The sequence below is a fragment of the Croceibacterium segetis genome, from assembly GCF_011320115.1.
GTDB classification, from domain to species: Bacteria; Pseudomonadota; Alphaproteobacteria; order Sphingomonadales; family Sphingomonadaceae; genus Croceibacterium_B; species Croceibacterium_B segetis.
Genome location: NZ_JAANOZ010000010.1, coordinates 61,749 through 80,749, shown reverse-complemented (window position 1 = coordinate 80,749; position 19,001 = coordinate 61,749). Strand labels below are relative to the sequence as shown.

At 66.7% G+C, this 19,001-nt stretch carries 23 protein-coding genes and 1 tRNA gene; 10 read left to right on the top strand and 14 right to left on the bottom strand.

The annotated features are described in order from the left end of the window. Entirely contained in the window at positions 1-615 is a 615-nt protein-coding gene (locus tag G7B69_RS12255) for an ankyrin repeat domain-containing protein (protein ID WP_243415156.1), read from the bottom strand. Between the two features lie 79 nt (positions 616-694). On the opposite strand from G7B69_RS12255, the gene G7B69_RS12250 reads away from it, so the two are divergent. Genes G7B69_RS12250 through G7B69_RS12220 form a run of 7 tightly spaced genes read left to right on the top strand, consistent with a single transcriptional unit; the run spans position 695 to position 5,093 of the window. Beyond that, a complete protein-coding gene (locus G7B69_RS12250; RefSeq protein WP_243415155.1) occupies positions 695-1,300 on the top strand; it encodes an SCO family protein in 606 nt (201 codons plus the stop codon). Further along, complete coding sequence (locus tag G7B69_RS12245; protein WP_166179666.1) at positions 1,288-1,731, top strand: YcgN family cysteine cluster protein; 444 nt, start codon at positions 1,288-1,290, stop codon at positions 1,729-1,731. The genes G7B69_RS12250 and G7B69_RS12245 overlap by 13 nt, the downstream gene beginning before the upstream one ends. Beyond that, positions 1,728-2,450, top strand: coding sequence for a M48 family metallopeptidase (locus G7B69_RS12240; RefSeq protein ID WP_166179664.1), 723 nt, complete (start codon positions 1,728-1,730; stop codon positions 2,448-2,450). Before G7B69_RS12245 ends, G7B69_RS12240 begins: the two co-directional genes overlap by 4 nt. 43 nt (positions 2,451-2,493) lie before the next feature. Then, entirely contained in the window at positions 2,494-3,006 is a 513-nt protein-coding gene (locus tag G7B69_RS12235; RefSeq protein ID WP_166179662.1) for a DUF4402 domain-containing protein, read from the top strand. A 60-nt stretch (positions 3,007-3,066) separates the two neighbouring features. After that, on the top strand, positions 3,067-3,510 hold the full coding sequence (locus G7B69_RS12230) for a hypothetical protein (protein WP_166179660.1): 444 nt from the start codon (positions 3,067-3,069) through the stop codon (positions 3,508-3,510). Continuing rightward, positions 3,510-4,475: a bifunctional diaminohydroxyphosphoribosylaminopyrimidine deaminase/5-amino-6-(5-phosphoribosylamino)uracil reductase RibD gene (ribD, locus tag G7B69_RS12225; protein ID WP_166179727.1), complete on the top strand. Its 966-nt coding sequence runs from the start codon at positions 3,510-3,512 to the stop codon at positions 4,473-4,475. The genes G7B69_RS12230 and ribD overlap by 1 nt, the downstream gene beginning before the upstream one ends. Next, a complete protein-coding gene (locus G7B69_RS12220; RefSeq protein WP_166179658.1) occupies positions 4,476-5,093 on the top strand; it encodes a riboflavin synthase in 618 nt (205 codons plus the stop codon). Here G7B69_RS12220 and G7B69_RS12215 read toward each other — a convergent pair. Beyond that, positions 5,090-5,629: a GNAT family N-acetyltransferase gene (locus G7B69_RS12215; RefSeq protein WP_166179655.1), complete on the bottom strand. Its 540-nt coding sequence runs from the start codon at positions 5,627-5,629 to the stop codon at positions 5,090-5,092. The two genes, G7B69_RS12220 and G7B69_RS12215, sit on opposite strands and share 4 nt — an antisense overlap. Before the next feature lies 1 nt (position 5,630). Beyond that, positions 5,631-6,815, bottom strand: coding sequence for an amino acid aminotransferase (locus tag G7B69_RS12210; RefSeq protein ID WP_166179653.1), 1,185 nt, complete (start codon positions 6,813-6,815; stop codon positions 5,631-5,633). 171 nt (positions 6,816-6,986) lie between these two features. Here G7B69_RS12210 and G7B69_RS12205 point away from each other — a divergent pair, with 171 nt between their 5' ends. After that, complete coding sequence (locus G7B69_RS12205; RefSeq protein WP_166179651.1) at positions 6,987-7,628, top strand: GDSL-type esterase/lipase family protein; 642 nt, start codon at positions 6,987-6,989, stop codon at positions 7,626-7,628. On the opposite strand, the gene G7B69_RS12200 is transcribed toward G7B69_RS12205, so the two are convergent. Further along, positions 7,617-8,396: a DUF1134 domain-containing protein gene (locus G7B69_RS12200; protein ID WP_166179649.1), complete on the bottom strand. Its 780-nt coding sequence runs from the start codon at positions 8,394-8,396 to the stop codon at positions 7,617-7,619. The genes G7B69_RS12205 and G7B69_RS12200 overlap by 12 nt on opposite strands. 186 nt (positions 8,397-8,582) lie before the next feature. On the opposite strand from G7B69_RS12200, the gene G7B69_RS12195 reads away from it, so the two are divergent. Further along, positions 8,583-8,675, top strand: a tRNA-Ser gene (locus tag G7B69_RS12195). Between the two features lie 97 nt (positions 8,676-8,772). Here G7B69_RS12195 and G7B69_RS12190 read toward each other — a convergent pair. Genes G7B69_RS12190 through G7B69_RS12180 form a run of 3 tightly spaced genes read right to left on the bottom strand, consistent with a single transcriptional unit; the run spans position 8,773 to position 11,126 of the window. Continuing rightward, positions 8,773-9,102 (bottom strand): hypothetical protein, encoded by a 330-nt coding sequence (locus G7B69_RS12190; protein WP_166179647.1) that lies wholly within the window; start codon positions 9,100-9,102, stop codon positions 8,773-8,775. Positions 9,103-9,124: 22 nt separating this feature from the next. Continuing rightward, positions 9,125-10,084 (bottom strand): MBL fold metallo-hydrolase, encoded by a 960-nt coding sequence (locus tag G7B69_RS12185; protein WP_166179645.1) that lies wholly within the window; start codon positions 10,082-10,084, stop codon positions 9,125-9,127. A gap of 10 nt (positions 10,085-10,094) precedes the next feature. Then, a complete protein-coding gene (locus G7B69_RS12180) occupies positions 10,095-11,126 on the bottom strand; it encodes an aromatic ring-hydroxylating oxygenase subunit alpha (RefSeq protein WP_166179643.1) in 1,032 nt (343 codons plus the stop codon). An 89-nt stretch (positions 11,127-11,215) separates the two neighbouring features. Here G7B69_RS12180 and G7B69_RS12175 point away from each other — a divergent pair, with 89 nt between their 5' ends. Further along, positions 11,216-11,890 (top strand): glutathione S-transferase family protein, encoded by a 675-nt coding sequence (locus G7B69_RS12175; RefSeq protein WP_166179641.1) that lies wholly within the window; start codon positions 11,216-11,218, stop codon positions 11,888-11,890. Here the strand turns inward: G7B69_RS12175 and G7B69_RS12170 are convergent. Genes G7B69_RS12170 through G7B69_RS12140 form a run of 7 tightly spaced genes read right to left on the bottom strand, consistent with a single transcriptional unit; the run spans position 11,887 to position 18,893 of the window. Next, the gene (locus tag G7B69_RS12170) at positions 11,887-13,002 is read right to left on the bottom strand and encodes an FAD-dependent monooxygenase (protein ID WP_166179639.1); all 1,116 of its coding nucleotides are present in this window, start codon (positions 13,000-13,002) and stop codon (positions 11,887-11,889) included. The two genes, G7B69_RS12175 and G7B69_RS12170, sit on opposite strands and share 4 nt — an antisense overlap. Next, positions 12,999-14,372, bottom strand: a complete 1,374-nt coding sequence (locus G7B69_RS12165) for a spinster family MFS transporter (protein ID WP_166179637.1) — start codon at positions 14,370-14,372, stop codon at positions 12,999-13,001. Before G7B69_RS12165 ends, G7B69_RS12170 begins: the two co-directional genes overlap by 4 nt. Next, the gene (locus G7B69_RS12160; RefSeq protein ID WP_166179635.1) at positions 14,282-14,785 is read right to left on the bottom strand and encodes a cupin domain-containing protein; all 504 of its coding nucleotides are present in this window, start codon (positions 14,783-14,785) and stop codon (positions 14,282-14,284) included. The genes G7B69_RS12165 and G7B69_RS12160 overlap by 91 nt, the downstream gene beginning before the upstream one ends. Next, positions 14,782-15,582: an acetoacetate decarboxylase family protein gene (locus tag G7B69_RS12155; RefSeq protein ID WP_166179633.1), complete on the bottom strand. Its 801-nt coding sequence runs from the start codon at positions 15,580-15,582 to the stop codon at positions 14,782-14,784. Before G7B69_RS12155 ends, G7B69_RS12160 begins: the two co-directional genes overlap by 4 nt. Beyond that, on the bottom strand, positions 15,579-16,634 hold the full coding sequence (locus G7B69_RS12150; RefSeq protein WP_166179631.1) for an amidohydrolase family protein: 1,056 nt from the start codon (positions 16,632-16,634) through the stop codon (positions 15,579-15,581). The genes G7B69_RS12155 and G7B69_RS12150 overlap by 4 nt, the downstream gene beginning before the upstream one ends. Further along, positions 16,631-17,920: a fumarylacetoacetate hydrolase family protein gene (locus G7B69_RS12145; protein ID WP_166179629.1), complete on the bottom strand. Its 1,290-nt coding sequence runs from the start codon at positions 17,918-17,920 to the stop codon at positions 16,631-16,633. Before G7B69_RS12145 ends, G7B69_RS12150 begins: the two co-directional genes overlap by 4 nt. After that, on the bottom strand, positions 17,910-18,893 hold the full coding sequence (locus G7B69_RS12140) for an MBL fold metallo-hydrolase (protein WP_166179627.1): 984 nt from the start codon (positions 18,891-18,893) through the stop codon (positions 17,910-17,912). The genes G7B69_RS12145 and G7B69_RS12140 overlap by 11 nt, the downstream gene beginning before the upstream one ends. Positions 18,894-19,001 lie beyond the last annotated feature (108 nt).

The following is a 19,001-nucleotide window of genomic DNA, read 5'->3' as shown; positions in this document are numbered from 1 at the left end:
TCAGAAGCTCGGCCCGTAGGTCTGGCCAGACTTCTTGGTCTTGGACTTGGCGGACTTGTCGAACTCCTCGAGCGCCTGGCCGACGCCTTCGAGCTTGGCATAGTCGCGCGCCGAGCGGCCGGAGTTGTCGGTGCGGGTGGGGTCGGCCCCGCCCGCCAGCAGGATACGCAGCATCGGAATGTCCCTGCGATGCACCGCGAGAATCAGCGGCGTTTCGCCGGCGTCGTTGGCGATGTCGACCTTGGCGCCCTTCGAGGCGAGGATCGCAATTCCTTCGACATATCCGAGCTGGCTCGCCAGCATAAGCGGGGTGACCCCTTGTTTGTCGGGCAGGTTGGGATTGGCGTCGAGGGTGAGCAGGTAGCGCAGCCAGACCGAATCGCGACGCTTGGTGGCGGTGTGCAGCGCCGTGTGGCCGTCGCTTACGTCGCGCGCGTCGATCACCGTCGAGTTCTTGTTGATCAGGTCCTTGACCGTCTCGATATCGCCCTTGTCGACCGCCTGCAGGAACTTGAAGCCGTCCGAATAGTGTTGCGCGGTCACCGGCGCGGCCGTCAGCAGCGCCGTCGCAGCTATCGCCGCCAATGCCAGCTTGATGCGATGCCCCAACGCCACGTCGATCTCCCTGATAACTCCTGCGGACAGTCCGCGCCCAAGACGGACTCGACCCTTGCGGTGGCTCCGTTAGCAGAGCATGAACCGGGCTGTCATGCCCCGTGCCTTGCTTGCGCTTGCCTTTCCTTTGATCCTGGTCGCCTGCTCGCCCGCTGCCGATACGGCCGCGGCCGACGCTCCTCTCGCCGGCGCGGCAATCGGCGGCCCGTTCACGCTCGTCGACAGCAGCGGCAAAACCGTCCGATGGAGCGATTTCGACGGCAAGTACCGGATCGTCTATTTCGGCTACACTTATTGCCCCGACGTCTGCCCCAACGACATGACCCTGCTGATGAAGGGCTTTGCCGCCTACAAGCAGGAGCACCCCGATCTCGCCGTGCAGGTCGTGCCGATGTTCATCTCGGTCGATCCCGAGCGCGACACGCCCAAGGTGGTCGGCGAGTTCACCCACGCCTTTTCGGACGACCTGCTCGGCCTGACCGGCTCGCCCGATCAGGTCGCCCAGGCGGCCAGGGAATTCGCAATCTATTACGAGAAGGGCAAGCCGAATTCGGAAGGCGGCTACCTCGTCAACCACAGCACGCAGGCCTACCTGATGGGCCGCAAGGGCGAGCCGATCGCGCTGGTGCCGATCGACGAGGGCTCCAAGGCGGTGACCGCGAGCCTCGAAAGATGGGTGAGTTGAGAGACCGCTTCTGGGAGCTGCCGCTGGCGGCGCTCGACCGCGCCGAATGGGAGGCGCTTTGCGACGGCTGCGGGCGCTGCTGCCTGCACAAGCTCGAGGACGAGGACACCGGCGAGATCGCCCACACCAATGTCGCCTGCAAGCTGCTCGACACCGAGACCGCGCGTTGCCGCGACTACAAGCATCGCAAGGGTTTCGTGCCCGACTGCCTGCGGCTGACGCTCAAGCTGGTCAACACGGTTCCGTGGCTACCGGAGACGTGTGCCTATCGCCGCCGCGCCGAAGACAGGCCATTGCCTGAATGGCATCCGCTCCTCAACGGCGGTCCCGAGGCGATGCGCCGGGCCGGCAAGTGCGTCGCCGGCAAGGTCGTGAGCGAAACCGATGCCGGCCCGCTCGAGCATCATATCGTCGAGTGGGACACGCCGTGATCGACTGGCTGCGGCGCACGCCCGAAGAGCTGGCGATCCGCATCGGCGAACGCGAGCTGCCGCTGGCGATCCGCCGCCACGCGCGCGCCCGGCGACTCGTGATGCGGCTGGCGCCTGACGGCAGCGAGGTGCGCATCACCTTGCCGCGCTGGGGCCGCACTGAAGACGCGCTGGTCTTCGCCCGCGCCCGGATCGAATGGATCGAGCGCCAGCTCGCGGCGGTCCCGCAGGTCGTTGCGCCACAGCCGGGCGGGGCCCTCCGTTATCGGGGCGGCGAACTGGCGATCGACTGGCACCTCGCGCATCCGCGCAAGCCCCGCCTCGAGGGGGAGGCCTTGCGGATCGGTGGGCCGGCCGAAAACCTCGCGGTCCGCCTCCAGCGCTGGCTCGAAGGCGAGGCCCAGCGGCTGCTCGAAGCGGATCTCGCGTTCTATTGCGAGCGCGCGAGCCACGCCGCGCCGCCGCTCAAGCTGTCGCGCGCGCAGCGGCGCTGGGGCAGTTGCTCCGACCGCAAGGCGATCCGCATCAACTGGCGGCTGGTGCAGGCGCCCGATGCGGTGCGCCGTTCGGTCGTCGCGCACGAGGTCGCGCACCTTACCCATTTCGACCATTCGCCGGCCTTTCACGCCTTGCTGCGCGCGCTGTTCGACGGCGACATTCGCGAGGCCGACGCCTGGCTGAAGACGCACGGGCGGTCGCTCTACGCCGCTTTCGGCTGAGCGCCTAACCACCGATTAACCATTCTCGTGTCACACCGGCGCCATGGCGCGCCTTGGCCTCGCTCTTGCGGCCGCGCTGATCGCGGTCCCGGTTCCCGCTTTCGGGTCGGCCGATGACGGCTGCGCCGATCCAGTTGCCGCGCCGGCGCCCCATGGCGAGCGCCCGTTGTCGATCACCATTGAGAGCGCTCTTCAGGTTGGGCGGCTGGGGCTCACCGGGCGCCAAGACGGCAACGCGGTGATCGATCCGCAGACCGGCGCCAAGCAGGTCGGGCCGAACATGGTCGATCTGGGCGGGCTCGCCTTCCAGGGCAAGGCTACGATCACCGGCCAGCCGCTCAAACCGGTGCGGATCGACCTGCCGCGCTCGGTGTTGCTGCGCAGCCCGGCGGGCGGCGAAGCGGAGCTGAGCGACTTCCGCACCGACCTGCCGGGCGTCGCCATGCTCGACGCCAACGGGCAGCTGCAATTCAACTTCGGGGCCACGATCAGCAGCAAGAATGCGCAAGGCGGGGATTTCCGCGGCCGCATCCCGATCCGCGTCGAATATTACTAGCCTGGGTATGACCTAAGGGTGGCGCGACGAGGGCTTGAAGCGTATCTTGGCGCCATGCGCATGTTCAATCTCGGAAATGTCTCGCCGGTGGATGGCCTCGGCAGCTTCGTCGACCACTGGAAGCAGCCGACGCCCTATCGCTGGCAGATCCTCGGGCTGTCGGTGGCGCTGACTTTCACGATGATGGTGCTGTTCGCCCCCAAGACCGAGCGCGCGCCGCCAGAAAAGGCCAAGGTGATCTGGATCAGCTCCTGGTCCGAAGGGCGCAGCGACAAGGAAATCGCCGCCTCGAACCTCGAAAACCAGAAGCGCAAGGAAGCCGACGCCGCGCTCGCCAAGCAGCGCGAGGAGTTCCGCAAGGAATTCTACCGCAAGCTAGCCAAGGCCAGCGGCATGGACCCGGACCAGCTGGCGCGCGAGTACGGTGCAAGGGACGCCGCGCAAGCCAAGCCGAGCGCCGCCAAACCAACCACGCCGCAACCTGCGGGAACGCCCGCCAAGTGATCGATCCGGACGCGCGCTGGCTGGCGGCTGCCGCCTGCCTAGCCGAACGCGCCCGTCCCCTGAGCCGCCCCAACCCTGCCGTCGGCGCCATCCTCGTGAAGGACGGCGTCGTCGTCGGGCGCGGCTGGACCGGCACCGGAGGCCGCCCGCATGCCGAGGCGCAGGCGATCGACCAGGCCGGCGAGGCCGCACGCGGAGCGACGCTTTACGTCACGTTGGAACCCTGTGCTCATCAGAGCGAGCGCGGCCCGGCCTGTGCCGATCTTCTGGCCGAAGCGGGCATCGGCAGGGCCGTGATCGGAGTGCAAGACCCCGATCCACGCACCGCCGGCGAAGGTTTCGCGCGGCTCGCGGCCGCGGGGGTCGATGTCACCTTGGCCGACAGCGGCGTCTGCAGCGACAGCTTGGCGGGCTACCTAATGCGGAAGCGCCAGGACCGCCCCTTCGTCACGCTCAAGCTGGCGCTCACCGCCGACGGCTTCATCGCCCGAAAGGACGGCAGCAGTCGATGGATCACCGGCGAGGCGGCGCGTGCGCACGCCCATCGCGAGCGCGCCCGGAGCGACGCGATCCTCGTCGGCGGCGGCACCTTGCGAGCCGACGCCCCGCGGCTCGATGTGCGTTTGCCGGGACTCGAGGAGCGCAGCCCGCGCCGGTTCGTGCTGACCAGGGGCGCTCCGCCGGAGGGCTGGACGGCGCTGTCCGATCCGCCCGAGATCGCCGGGATCGATGCGCAGTACCTGATGGTTGAAGGCGGCGCGGAAGTGTCCGAAGCGTTTCTGTCCGCCTCTCTAGTCGACCGCTTGCTGATCTACCGGGCGCCGGTGGAATTCGGCGACGGGATCGCCGCCTTCCGCAATCCCGGCCCGGCGGGCGTACCGGCCGGCTGGCGCCTCGCCGACCGCCGCGCGCTTGGCAGCGACACCGTCGAAGTCTACACGCCGGCTGAAGCACAAGGAGCTTAGATGTTCACCGGCATCGTCACCGCCGTCGGCACGATCGCGAGCTGCGAGGAACGCGGCGACTTGCGCCTGAGGATCGCCTGCCCGTTCGATCCCGGGAAGATCGCCCTCGGCGCCTCGATCGCCTGCGCGGGCGTGTGCCTGACGGTCGTCGAGCGCGGCGGAACTTTGGGCGACGCCTGGTTCGCGGTCGATGTCTCCGCGGAAACTCGATCGCGCACGGTGAAGAACATGTGGTCCGAGGGCGCCCGGCTCAACCTCGAACCTTCGCTCAAGCTCGGCGACGAGCTTGGCGGACATATTGTCTCGGGCCACGTCGATGCAGTCGGGACGGTCGTGGGTCGGGCGACCGAAGGGGATTCGATCCGGTTGATCATCGAAGCGCCCAAGCAGCTCGCGCCGTTCATCGCGCCCAAGGGCTCGATCGCGGTCGACGGCGTCTCGCTGACGGTCAACGAGGTCACCGACCAAACGGGCGGCGCGGTGCGCTTTGGGCTCAACGTCATCCCGCACACGTCCGAGGTCACCACGCTCGGCGAGCTGAAACAAGGCGACGAGGTCAACCTCGAGATCGATACCGTCGCGCGCTATCTCCAGCGGCTTGAAAGCCTGCGCGCCTAGGCCAAAGGCCCGCTGGTGAACCCGGCGCGGTCGATCTCGTAGATCACGTGCACGACCGTCTCGCCGGCCATCTCCTTCATTTCGGTGCGGTCCGTCAGCCGACCGCCGATGTTCTTCATCGCCGCGCGCGAAACAACGTTGTTCTCGCCGACTCGGAACAGCACCCGCTCGACATCTTGCAGCGCGTGCGCAAGCATCAGCCGCTTCATCTCGGCGTTGTAGCCGCGGCCCCACATGCGCCGCGCGAGGAAGGTCCACCCGATCTCGACGGAACCGCCGTCCGCCGGGTCGTAGCCCTGAAAGCGCGAAGAACCGACGATCTCGCCCGTCAACTTCTCAACCACGGCCAGCGCGCCTTCGTTGGCCAGCGCATCCTCGAAGAACGCCCGGAACACCGATACCTGCCAGCGGTCGTGCGCCGGGTGCAGGGCCCAAACGTCAAGATCGGAGGCGACCGCGTAAAGCGCGCCCCAATCGTCGGGCTTGAGCGGCCTCAGCAGCAGCCGCTCCCCTTCGAGGACCGGCTGCCGGTCCATGTCAGACGGTTTCTGCAGCGACCGCGGCGAGCGCCGCGGTGAACTTGCCGATATTGTCCGTCGTCAGCCCGGCGACGTTGATGCGCCCCGAGCCGGCCATGTAGATACCGTGCTCGTCGCGCAGCGCTTCGATCTGCGCCTTGCCAAGCGGCAGCGTGGCGAACATCCCGTTCTGCTTGCCGAGCGGCGCCAGGTCGATGCTGCCGATCCGGCCCGCCTCGGCCAGCCGGGCGCGGACCTGGCGGATGCGCGTGCGCATCTGCTCGAGCTCGTCGAGCCAGTTCGTCGTCAGCTTGGGATCGCTGAGGATCAGGCGTACCGCGGCGGCGCCGTGATCGGGCGGCATCGACCAGGCGGCGCGGGCGAGTGCGTGGCCGTTGGAAAGGATGCGGTCAATGTCCCCCGCGTCCTTCGCCAGCGTGTAGAACGCGCCGACGCGGTCGCGGTAGAGGCCGAAGTTCTTGTCGCAGCTGTAGGCGATCAGCGCCTCGGGGACCGCATCGACCACAGCGCGCGCGCCGTAGGCATCCTCGTCCATTCCCTGGCCGAGGCCCTGGTAGGCAAGGTCGATCACCGGCAGCACCGGGTTCTCCGCCAGCAGCGCGGCGATTTCGTCCCACTGCGCAGGCGTGTAGTCGATGCCGGTAGGATTGTGACAGCAGCCGTGGAGCAGGACCACGTCGCCGTCGCGCGCATCCGCCAGCGCGTCCTTGAGCGCATCCAGGTTTGCCGCACCCTCGTCCGTCGCATGGGCGAAGGTAACCAGCTCGAGCTCGAGGTCGCGCACGATCTGCGCGTGGTTCGGCCAGCTCGGCGTGCCCATCAGCACGCGCGTCACGCCGGCACGCTTGACCAGCGCCAGCGCGAGGCGCACCGCGCCGGTGCCGCCGGGTGTCTGCATCCCTTCGATCCGCCCGCCGCGGGTCGGGTCGCTGCCGAAGACGTATGGCATCAGCGCATGGACGAAGCCCATGTCGCCTTCGGGCCCGAGGTAGGCCTTGGTGTCCTGTTCATCGACCAGCTTCTGCTCGGCGGCCTTGATCGCGCCGAACACAGGGGTCGCGCCCTGGCCGGTGCGGTAGACGCCTACGCCGAGGTCGATCTTGTCGCCGCGAGGGTCGGCGTCGTGCAGCTTGATCAGCGCGAGCAGCGCGTCGGGCGGTTGTTGGTCGAGTCTGTCGAGCATGCGCGCGCTTTGCCGCCCGCTCCGCTGCGCTGCAACAAGAAAAACGGCACGCTAACCAGGTAAATTCACGTACCCCTAACGCGCCGACCGGCTAGGACGAACTCGGGGGTCGCCCCTATCGAGGATTTCCCGCTCTCCATGCTCCGCCCGCTTCCCAAGCACGTCACGGCGATGCTCATCGGCGCAATGCTTCTCGGGGCTGTCGGCGCCCTTGTCGCGCGCCACTTCTACGGTTGGCCGATCGTCCCCGATGAGGACTCCTGCCCCATTGAACGGCCTGGCCCCGCCGACGTGATCATGCTCGGCGACTCTCTTGTCGAGGGCCATTGCTGGAAAGCCGACCACCCAGAGCTGGTCGTCCTCAATCGCGGTCGCGCCGCGAACACCACTACCGATGTGTACAACCGCCTGGACGAGCTACTCGTCAGGCATCCCAAGGTCATCGTCCTCCTGGTCGGGGCGAATGACATCGACCGTGGGTGGACGGTGCCGGAAATCGCCGCCGAGTATCGCAAGGTCGTCGCCAAGCTGGCCCCGGTCGCGCGCCTGGTCCTGGTGACCGTGCCGCCCTGCAGCCATCCGAATTGCAGCGCGGAAGAAAAATCCCGGATCGTCCCGCTCAACCGCGAAATCGCGCGTATCGCCCAAGCCAACAACGCGCGCCTGATCGATCTTTACGGCGCTATCGCCACCCCGGACGGCGAGATGCCCCACGCGCTGAGCTTCGACGGACTGCACCTCAATGCAGCCGGTTACGCCAAATGGAACGAACTGCTGGCGCCGGTGTGGCCCAGACCGCCTTCAGAACGGTAGCCAGCGCTGCTTCTTCGAGAACTTCATGTAGCCGACGTTGGCCCCTAGCCGCAGCCCGGCACCGACCCGGATCGGGATCAGCACTACGTTGCCCTTGCGCATGTAACTGGCGGTCAGGCCGCCGACGACGTAGGCGTCGCCCTCGCCCGCCGGGTAGCGCTCGTAAAGCTGGTCGGTGTCGTAGAGGTTGTAGACCAACACGAAGGTGCTGCCGGCGTTGGCGCCGAGGTCGAAACCGATGGAGGGGCCGGTCCAGTAGACCGGCATCTGCCCCTCGACCTTGTGGTACAGTGTGCCCGAACCGTAGCGCAGCCCGACGGCGATTGCCCCGCCCGCTTCGCGACCGACGATGTAACCGTTGGGCTGCCCCTGCTTCTTGAGGATGCCCTGGATCATCTTGGCGACGCCCTCGGCGCCCTTGCCGAACACGCCTTCGGCCGCGCCGATGAGGTCGTCTTCCTTGTAGGTCTCGCTCGGATCGGTGGTGGTCGCGGCTTGCAACGGCGCGGAGGACGTGGCCGGAGCGGCCTCGCCGAAGCCCGGCTCGGGCGGCGTCGCTTCCGACGGTGGGGCCTGCGGTGCCGTCTGTCCGGGATCCTGGTAGCCATCAGCCGGGGGCGGAGGAGCCAGGTCGGAATCGATCGCCTTGTTAGGATCGATCGCTTGGATCTCCTGCGCGGCAAGTGGCGCCGGGCCGGCGGTGGCGGCTAACGCCAGCCCCACGGCATAGAGCGGTCGGCGGCAATGGGCGGCAAGTCTGATGAGCATTTTCGATCCCCGTCCCGTTAATGGGAGCTATCCGATCGCTAGAAGAATCCCTCTCGGCTGAAGCGGCAATGAATGCGCGGCAAGGCGAATCCGATTTGCGGTGAATCGAGTCCCCAAATGGCCCTCGCTGCGCCCTTGCCGGGCTTGGGCACCGCCGCTATAGGCCCCGCTTCGCCGCTGCGATCCGGAGACGTGGGTGAGTGGCTGAAACCAACGGTTTGCTAAACCGTCATACCGGGATTACTGGTATCGAGGGTTCGAATCCCTCCGTCTCCGCCAGCCGGCAGACCGTCACGGCCGGTCGATCCGCCGGGAACTACAAGCAAGCGGGAACTCAATCGGCCACGGAGGCCGATTGAGCGTCCGCACGCAGCAATCAACCCTTCGCCGGTATCTTGTCGAGCTCGGCCTGGATCTTCGCCAGGTTCTCGTCGCTGAGCGCGTCCGGCTCGTATTGCTGGATCGCTTTCAAGGTCAGGGTACGCCCCTGCGTCTGAAACATGTCGTTGGCATAGACGGTCGGGATCAGCTTCTTGAGGATTTCGTTGGCGGCCGGATCGTCGAGCAGTTTGCCGACCGGCGTGTCGGCGACGGAATAATGCGCGGGCTGTGTGGCGGTCGTGCCTTGGGCACTCGCCGCCGCAGGCGGCATCCAAAGAGTGGCGGTGGCCGCGAGGGCCGAGATAATCACCGGGTAAGCACGCATCTATTGTCTCCCATTTGCATTTTCAGAACGTTTCGAGGTCGTTGGCGATGACGGCCGGGCCCGGATAGGCCGCACCGATCTCTCGCAGGTACTCCGAGGCGCGCGCCTCCGTTATGGCCGGGGCAGAAAGGTGTGTCACCACGACCGACTTTACGCCGGCTACGCGGGCGAGCTCGCCGACCTGCTTGGGCGTCAGGTGGTGGTCGCGCAGATGGATCGTGATGCCGGTCATCGCCGCTACGGGCATGTTCGGGCTGACACGGTGGATCTCCGCCACCGTACGATCGAAATCGATCATCTCCGTCACCAGCAGGTCCGCGCCGCGGGCGAGCCGTTCCACGGCCTGACTGGGCCCGGTATCGCCCGTGTAGGCAATCGACCTGCCGGGTCCATCGAAGCGAAACGCGAGCGATTCGAAAGCGCGGTCGTCGGCACTCCCCGGCGTGAACGTGTAGTGGGTGTTCTTCGCCGCGGTGACGTGCGTCGAGCCAAGGTCAAACGACGCCCCGTCGCGGATCTCGACCACCGTGACGCCGGGTTCGAACGGCGCCTTGAACTCGCCGGGATAGGCGTAGCCTGCCCGCACCGCCGGAGCCATGGCGGCGAGGATTCCGTCGACCAGCGTTCGCGTGCCGGGCGGTCCGTAAACGGCCAGCGGCGAGGCGATATTCGTTTGCCAGCGAAGGCTGAGAATCCCGAACAGACCGGCCGTGTGATCGAAGTGCAGGTGGCTGAGCAGCACGGCCTTGACCTCCTGGAGCGAGACCTCCGCCTTGGCGAGTTGTTCGACCACGCCATCGCCCGCGTCGACGACGAAAGCGCCGTCTCCCGTCAGCAGTACGTTGGCCGGCTGCGAGCGCGACTTGAGCGGAATGGGGCCGCCTTGCGTACCGAGGGTGATCCATCGAGCCGCGACCTGCGCCGATGCGGGCGACGCCAGGGCCACGGCCGTTGCTGCGAGCGCGATGCCGATCAGACGCATGAGCCTTCCTTCACCCTATCGGCGCTTGTTCGTTCCGGATCCTACCCTGGAGCATCCGGCGTGCACGGGCGCCGCCCTTGTCGACGCCGAGCGAGACAGGCCGCTCGGCCCAGAAATCCTTCCCGCGAACGTTGGCGTAAGCGGCCTCTATGATCGGCTTGTCTTCCTGCTCGAAGGCACCGACCAGAAGCTTGCGCAAGGCCGCGTCGACTTCCGCGGAATCGAGATTGTCATAGCGGGTCGAGGCCCAGAAATAATGGGTCTCGTGCTCGGACGCTGGGGTGAGGATGTGCGCCTGCGGCAGCTCGAAACCGGCTTCGCGCGGTTCACCGTGCGGGCAGGCGCCGATCAGCAGGCGCATCGACGCCGGCGCGTCCCAACGCATGTCGAGCCAGTGATCGACTTTCGCGCCGGGTGGGTAGCGGCCGTAGGCGACCGATGGCGGCGGTATGCCGCGCGCGAACCAGTTCGAATGCAGCGTGTCGCCCTCGACGTAAACCGAGTGCTCGCCGGCGAAAATGACCCCGTCACCGCCGAGCGAGCGCTTGTGAACGAATTCGATGTGGCTGAGGTCGAGGAGGTTGTCGGTCCCGTACTCGTAGTTCGCGCGCATTAGCATGCACCCGCGCAGCGTTCGGCTGTGCGGCGCCTCCTCGGCGAACGAAAAGTCCGGGATGCGCGAGGGGTCGGCGCTTTCCGGCGTCCCGCCCCATAGCCAGACGATTCCGTGCCGTTCGACGGCTGCGAAGCTGGGCACGTCGGTTCCGGGTGGAATTCGCTCGGCAAAAGGATTTCGGACGCACTTGCCCTGCGGCGAGAAGGTCAGGCCGTGATAGCCGCACACGACGTTGTCCCCTTCGCGCATGCCGAGCGACAACGGCGCGAAGCGATGCGGGCAGCGATCGAGCAAGGCGACAATCCCGCCATCTTCGAGGCGGTACAGGTAGATCGGCTGGTCGATGATCCGCCGCGTCAGGCCGGTGTCGCCGATCTCCTCGGACCAGCCCGCCATGTACCAGCAATTGCGCAGCCAGTGGACCATCCCGGCGCTCCCCTCCGATTCGTAATTCTTTGCAGTAGGAATATTCCGTTCTATCAGCAAGCACTCAGGTCCAGCGAAGGAGTAATCTGATGATCACGCTGTGGATGGCACCGCATACCTGCGCCCGGGTCGCCGCGATCGCACTCGAGGAGGCGGGCGTCGAGTTCGAGACCCGCCTGGTCCGCTTCATGCTCGGCGAGCACAAGTCGCCCGAGTTCAAGGCGCGCAACCCGAAGGGCAAGGTGCCTGCGCTGGAGATCGACGGGGAGGTCCTGACCGAAAACGTCGCCATTCTCACCTATCTGGCCGAAAGGTCTCCGGCCGCCGGCCTATTGCCCGTCGCCACCACGCCAATTGAGCGCGCGCACATCCTCGCCGACTTGTGCTTCTGCTCGGCGACGCTGCATCCGCTAGTCACGCGGATCCGCATGCCGATGTTCTTTGCCGGACCGGAGAACGCCCTCGCCGTCAAAAGAATCGCCGAGCAGGCGATGGACGAATATTTCCAGCTCGTCGAAGACCGCCTCAGCAAAGTGCCATGGTGGTTCGGAGAGACATGGTCGGCGATGGACGGCTATCTCTACTGGGTCTTCTGGCGGGTCGAAGGGGCCGGCTACGACGTTTCGCGCTTCCCGCGCTTCATCGCGCATGCACGGGCGATGGAGTTGCGCCCGGCAGTGCGGCGCGCGCTGGCCCGCGAAGAGGCGGCGCAAGCTCAGCTCGAGGCGGAAGGCCTTGCGTTCGTTCCGCCCAAGGTAGGCTAGATCGGCTGCGCGAGCAGGATGTTCATTTCCGCGCTCGCCCTGGCATTGTCTATCAGCGGGCCTTGGCCGAGCTGACCGCGGCAGATTTCGAGCGACTTCTCGACCACGTAGCGGCAACGCTCGACGCGGCGTTGGCGGTAAGCGGCGAAGGCTTGCTGCGGCGTGTCATGGCGCGATAGTTCCTCGGCGATGACGATGGCGTCTTCGATCGCCATGCCGCCGCCCTGGCCGAGATGGGGGGTTGTGGCGTGCACGGCATCGCCAAGCAGGGCCACGCGGCCCTTGTACCACGGCCCGTCGAGGAAGATCGCCTCGAGCGGCCGATAAACGACCGCGGCATCGTCGACGATCCGCGCCGCGATCTCCTGAATTTGCGGGGCGCAGCCTGACAGCCGTTCGCGCATCCGCGCGGCGAGGCCTTCGACCGAATAGGCAGGGTTGGCGGGTTCCGGCGTGGTCGCGTAGATGTAGATCTGGGTCTGGCTCATGGGCACCAGACCGACACCTGTCGGGCCGTTGTAGACGTGCAGCGCGTCGAAATCGGGCGGCCGCGGCAGGTTGTAGCGCCACACGGCTTGTCCAGTGAATTGCGGCGGCGGCACCTCCGGAAACAGTGCGTGGCGCATCTGCGAATAAATGCCATCGGCGCCGACGACCGCGTCGTAGTGGCCGCTGCTCCCGTCCGTCAGGATCACGCCGACCTCCTCGGCCGAGGGGACCATCTCGGCCACCTGGGCGCTGTTGCGGATGACGGCACCAGTTGCCGAGGCCGCGGCGTGCAGAACCTTGTGGAGGGCCGGCCGCGGAATGCCGAGACTGGCTGGGTAGCCCTCTATCAGCGAGCGCGACGGGACGCGGGCGATCAGGGCACCATCGGGAGCGTAGATTTCGACCGCCTCGTAGGCGAATCCCGCCGACAAGTATTCCTCGGCCAAGCCAAGGCTCGCCAGCGCCCGTACGACGTTGGCCTGCTGGCTGATGCCCACACCCTCGACGCCGGTGCCGTCGCTGCGCTCGGCCACGGTGACTTCGAAGCCCTTCTGGCCCAGCGCGGCGGCGGCGGTAAGCCCACCGATCCCGCCGCCGACGACAAGAATGCGCCCCGACTTCACGCGGACACCAAACTGCGCGCAAGGCGCGCCTGGCGCACCGCCAGCCACATTAGGGCGAACGCTATCGCCGGTGTCGGAATCATGAAGCCGATAGCGTAGCGAAGGCCTTCGTCGCCGTACGTCGGCGTCAGGAGATCGCTCATCGCGCCGACGATGAACGGACCCAACCCGCTGCCGATCAGGCCCGCTGCCGCGAGCAGGACTGAGGAGACAAGCCCGCGATCACCGGGCGCGACGTTGGTCACCGCGTAGCTGACGCAGGGGGCGTAAGTGGAGCTGACCAGAAAATTCATCGCCGCGGCCGACAGCATTGTCATCAGCAGCGTGGGCGAAGCGATAAAGCCGGCGATGAACGGGATCGAAAGCGGCAGCGCGATCAGTGGTATGCGTAGCATGGCAAGGGTGTCGCCGTGGCGCGCGGCCAGCCGATCGGCGAACGCGCCGGATACGAGCATGCCGGCGATCCCGCCGATGCCGACGGCAGGGCCGATCACCACCCCAACTTGCGCCAGCGGAACGCCGTGGGAGCGCTGCAGGAACGCCGGCCCCCAAGCCCCCAGAACCGCGACCATCATCCCTGAGGCGCCGAAGCCGAGCGCCATAGCCGGAAAGCCGGCTTGCCCGAGAATGCGCCGCAGTCCATCGACGAGGTCCTGGGCCCATGCGGAAGCCAAAGGTGCGCCGCTCGCGCCCTCGCGCAGTGGTTCGCGCACAGTCGTCAGCAAGACCAGCGCCAGCGCCACCCCGACACCCCCACATATCTCGAACATCACGCGCCAGCCGAGCGCCGCCGCCATCACGCCGGCGGCAATCGTACCGCCGATGACTCCAACGAGAGTGCTCGATTGGAAAACGCCGATCGCCTTGCCACGCGCGGTGGAGCCGAACAGATCGGGGATCAGCGACATGGCGGCGGGAAAGGCGGTCGCCTCCCCGATCCCTACACCGACCCGGGCAAGCGAAAGCGTGAAGAAATCGTGCGCGAAACCCGTCGCGGCCGTGGCCATCGACCAACCGATCAGGCCGAGCGCCAAGATGATCTTGCGGTTTCCCCGGTCGACGAAGCGCGCGATCACCAATCCGCCGACGAGGTTGAAGAGCACGAACAGAAATCCGTTCGCGAGAGACATTTGCGTGTCGGACAGGTGAAGATCGAGCCTCACCGGTTCGGTCACCACCCCCAGGAGCGTCCGATCGCCGACATTGACGGCGTTGACCAGGAACAGCACGAACAGCGTCCAGCCGGCCGCGCGGGAGGAAACCCGCCGCTCGCGCGCCGTCACGCCATGATCTCCTGGCCATCGACAAGCTTCGACAGCTCGGGGTTGAACTCGGCGTCGATCAGCACAAAGACCATCTTCGCCGGCCATGCGGAGCGGTTCTCCCACGCGTGATCGGTTCCGCGCTGGATCACGACATCCCCGGCCCTGAGGGGTACTTCGCTGTCGCTGAGGATCAGGACGACCTCGCCTTCCAGGACGATGCCATAATCGATCGTGCGCGTCCGATGCATCGGACTGCGTCTGCCGCCGCCGCTCGCCGGGGCGAAGTCGATCACTCGGATGAGATTGCCGGCGCCGGAGCCGAGGGCGATTTGCGGCGCGCCGGACGTGGGCTCGCCGGTGGGGGCGAGGCCGAGCACAGCCGGCGCCGATTCAACCGACCACACCTCGTCGAATTGCGCCCCGGGAAGCGAGCGAACGTGTGGAACAGGGCCATCCGCCAGCACCACCGAGCGCCCATCGGGTGCATGCCCGGTGACGATCCGCCGAGTCGCGCTCACGTGAGCCTCCTTTGTCCGCTGACGTCGCCGCCGCCTGTCGTTTCGACGAGGGTGGCCGGCCCGAATTCGCGCAGCGGCAGCGCGGCGAGCGCGTTCACGATCGGATATTGCGTCGGCATGTCTTCCCAGCGCGCGCGGTGGAATTCGAAGCGTCCCCCGCCTCGCGAGGCCGACTTCACCACCGGTCTCGGCCCATCCGGAGCGGTGACGGTGAAATAGTCGATCTCGGCTTCGCCCCACTCGCCCGTGCGAGGCACGTACTTGTGGAACATCATCGGCGATGCCGGAGCAGGATCCGCGCCGGCGACGAAATTGCTCGCCGCGATGTCGAGGAAAGTGAAGCCTTCCCACGATGCGGAGGCGCTCCAGCGGCCGCCTTCCTGCACCGTGGCGGGAATGTCGGCGAAAATCTTCGGCCAGCCGAGTTCGTCGCGCCCGGTGAGGATCGGGTCTGCCAGGCTTTCCCACAGGACCGGCACGAAATGGCCGGACACCGCCTCTTGCCCGCCCCAGCGAGCCGGAATGCGAACCATGACGATGTTGTAGCCGCGCCCGGCGAGCCAGCCGATCTTGCTCAGTACGATCAAGCTGACCTCGATCCGCGGCTGGCCATGGACGGCAAACCCTTGCGGCAGAAGGGCCGCAAGCAAGTCGGGATCGGTCGCCGCCGAGAGAGTGAGTGTCAGGGCATTCTTTTCGTAGCGGCGGTGGCGATGCGCTTCGGGAAGATTGCGCGGACCGGGAGCCGGTCCGAACGACACCGGCATGCGGAACATCGGTGCCAGGCCGTCGCTCACCTGACCGGTTCGAGGCCGAGTAGCGCTGCTGCGTTGAGCCCGAGAATCTTCGCCTTCTCGTCATCGGAGAGCCGCTCGTGGAAGCCGACTGGATCCGGCTCGGCCATGTCGAAGGGATAGTCGGTGCCCAGGCAGAGCCTGTCGGCACCGTGTGTGCGAACGAGCGAATCCAGCTGCTTCTGGTCGAACACCAGGGTATCGAACCAGAGCTTGCGCAGGTAGCTCGATGGCTCGTGCCGGCAATGCTCGGAGCAGTCCGCTCGCGCGCGCCAGCCGTGGTCCAGCCGGCCCCAGTAGCCCGGGATATACCCGCCGCCGTGCGCCACACAAATCCTGAGTCCGGGGTGCGCGTCGAGCACGCCGCCGAAGATCAGGTGACCGATGGCGAGTGTCGATTCGAGTGGATTGCCGATGAGGTTGTTGAAATAGAATTCGCTCAACCGCTTGCCTTCGGTGAAACCGAGCGGGTGGATGAAGATCAGCACGCCGAGCTCTTCGGCCGCGGCCCAGAACGGGCGCAACGCCTCGGCATGGAAGTCGGTGCCATTGACGTTCGTGCTGATCTCGATCCCGCGCAGGTCGAGCTCCTTCACGCAGCGGCGCATCTCTTCGACCGCCAGCCGCGTGTCCTGCAGGGGCACCGTGCCCATCCCGACCAGCCGGTCCGGATGCTGTGCGACCGCGGCCGCCATGCCGTCGTTGACCGCCCTTGCTGCATCGCGTCCAGTCTCGGGATCGGTGAAGTAAAAGTACTGGCCTGGACTGGGTGAGATCGCCTGCACGTCGATGCCGAGCCGGTCCATGTCGGCCAGGCGCGTGTCGAGGGTATTCAGCGTGCGGCCGATGGCGGCGAACTGCGCGCGGTTCACCTCCATGGTCTTCGGGCTGGTGAAGTCGTTGATGCCCGGCGGCGGCCCCGGATACTTCGCCTGCACGATAGCGTCGGCCGCGGGGATGCCGAGGTGGCAGTGAATGTCGACGACGAGGTGCTTGCCGCGGGCGTGGACCGGGATGGGCTTGCGGTCGCCGCAGGTGGTCACTTCGCCGCTCATGATGCAGCTCTCGCCGGCATGACGGTCCCGCTGCATGGACCGAAACCGATGGGAACGTAGCCTTCCGCCGTGGCCTTGCCGCGCAACGTCAGCGTGTCGCCGTCCTCGAGAATGACGCGCTTGGTTCCGTCGGGCAGCGTCAGCGGCTCCTGGCCGAGCTTGGTAATCTCGACCAGGCACGCCCGCGCCTCGTCGGCGGCGCCCGAGACGGTCCCGGTCGCAATCAGATCCCCGGTCTCGAGCGGGGCGCCGCCCGAGGCCTGGTGCGTCACCATCTGGGCCAGCGTCCAGAACAGTTCGGCAACGTTGGTGTGCACGATCGTCGCAGGGCCCGAGCCGGTATCGATCTCGGCCGTCAGTTCGACGTTCAGGCCGCCCGACGCGCGGTCGAACGGATCGTTGAGGTAGGCCGGGACCTCGGGCTGCTCCGCGGTGCGGCCGCGGCCCGGAACGCGGAACGGAGCGAGGGCCTCCATCGTCACTACCCATGGCGAGATCGTGGTCAGGAAGCTCTTGCCCAGGTGCGGCCCGAGCAGCATCTCGTAGAACTGGATGGCGCGCGCCGACCAGTCGTTGACAAGGCAGCAGCCGAACAGCATCTCGTCGGCGCGCGCCATGTCGACGCTCTCACCGAGGTGATTGACCGGCCCGCCGAGCCAGGCGCCAAACTCGAGCTCGAAATCGAGCATGGGTTCCGGCCCGACGACCATTCTTTCCGCCCCCCGGGGAACGAACTGGCCGACGGGCCGGATAACCGGCGTGCCACTGGCCGCGACCGAGCTGGCGCGGCCGTTGTAGGCTACCGGCAATGTCGCCCATGCGGGCTGCGGCGCGCGACCGCCATTGGCGGCCATGCGCAGGATATGATCGGCCGACGTGCAAAAGTCGGTGAATGCGGCGGGCTTAGCCGGCATCAGCAGGTCGGCTTCGGCCATCGGAACGAGGGCGGTTTCGGCTGCGCGGCGATCCCCTTCCCCGTCCGCGCGGTAAAGGTCGGACAGCGCGGCGCGCAATTCCGACATGGCTCGGCGCGGCTGCGCGAACAACGGCAGCAACGTCGCGCCGCAGGCGGCTTCGGCGGCCGGGCCCGAGATCAGGCCGGCCGCGAGCAAGGCCGAAAGATCGATGATCCGATCGCCGAGCGCCACGCCGCCGCGCGCGCCCTTGCCCTCGTCGAACACACCGAACGGGAGGTTCTGGATCGGAAATTCCGTGCCGGACGCGTTGGCGCTTCCAACCCAGCTCCGCCGTGCGGGATCGTGCGTCGCGTTGAGCTCAATGGGCATGGGAGCACCCGTGCCGCTCATGGTGCTCCTTGCGATACTTGTTCATCTCGGCGAACAGCATCGGCGGCGGGGCGTGGGGGATGTCTGGATCCCACTGCTTGTAGAGCGAGTAGACGTTGGCGACGACACGCTCGGGATCGGTCCAGTGCGCATAGTCCTTGATCGGGATGTCGCGCGCCGCCTCGCGCCAGTCCATCCCCGCCTCGAAGCGGCTTCGAGCCTCGTTTCGCAAGTGCTCGAAGTAGCCCTTCATCGTGCGCACCGCCTCGACGCCGCAGATCGGCCCATGGCCGGGCACCACGACTTCCGGATCGAGAGCGACAATGAAGTCGCAGGCGGCAATCCAGTTCGCCAGCGGCCCGGCCCAGACCACCGGGTGCCCTTCGTTGAACAGCAGGTCGCCGGTAAAGACGGTGCGATCTTCCTTCACCCAGGCAATCGTGTCGGACTCGGTATGCGCCGGGCCGAGGTCGGTCAGCTCGACGGTCTTGTCGCCGACGGTGATCACCATTGCCTTGTCGAAGGTGGTCGTCGGCAGCGTCAGTTCATCGACGCCGCTGAAGTCGAAATAACGACCCATCGTCTCGAACAGGAATTCGCCGGCCTCACCCATATTCTCCCAGTTGGCGGAAAGGTTCGCGAGCGCTTGCGGATTGAAGCCTTCCATCTCCGCGCGCGTCTTGGCCGTTGCGATGATCTCCGCGCCCTCGACCAGCCCGTTGCCAAAGAAGTGGTCCGGATTGGCATGCGTGTTGAACAGCCGATCGATCCGCGCTCCGCCGGGAACCTTGGCAAACGCGGCAAGCATGTCGCGCGTGAGTGGCACACTCATCAAAGTGTCGATCAGCAGGGTCTGGCCTTGCGAGGTGATCAGGCCGGCATTCGACCAGCCCCAGGTTCCGTCAGGTTGCACATAACCGTAGACGCCGTTGCCGATATCGTGGACGCCGTGATGGAAAGGCCAGTTCGCCATTCATTCTTCCCCCCGCTGCAAGGACCCTACAAGGATAATTCCTTGTCGCAAGAATATTTTGCCGCAACTCCGGTTGTCGAATACCCCTGTTTGCGCGTAGCACCTGCG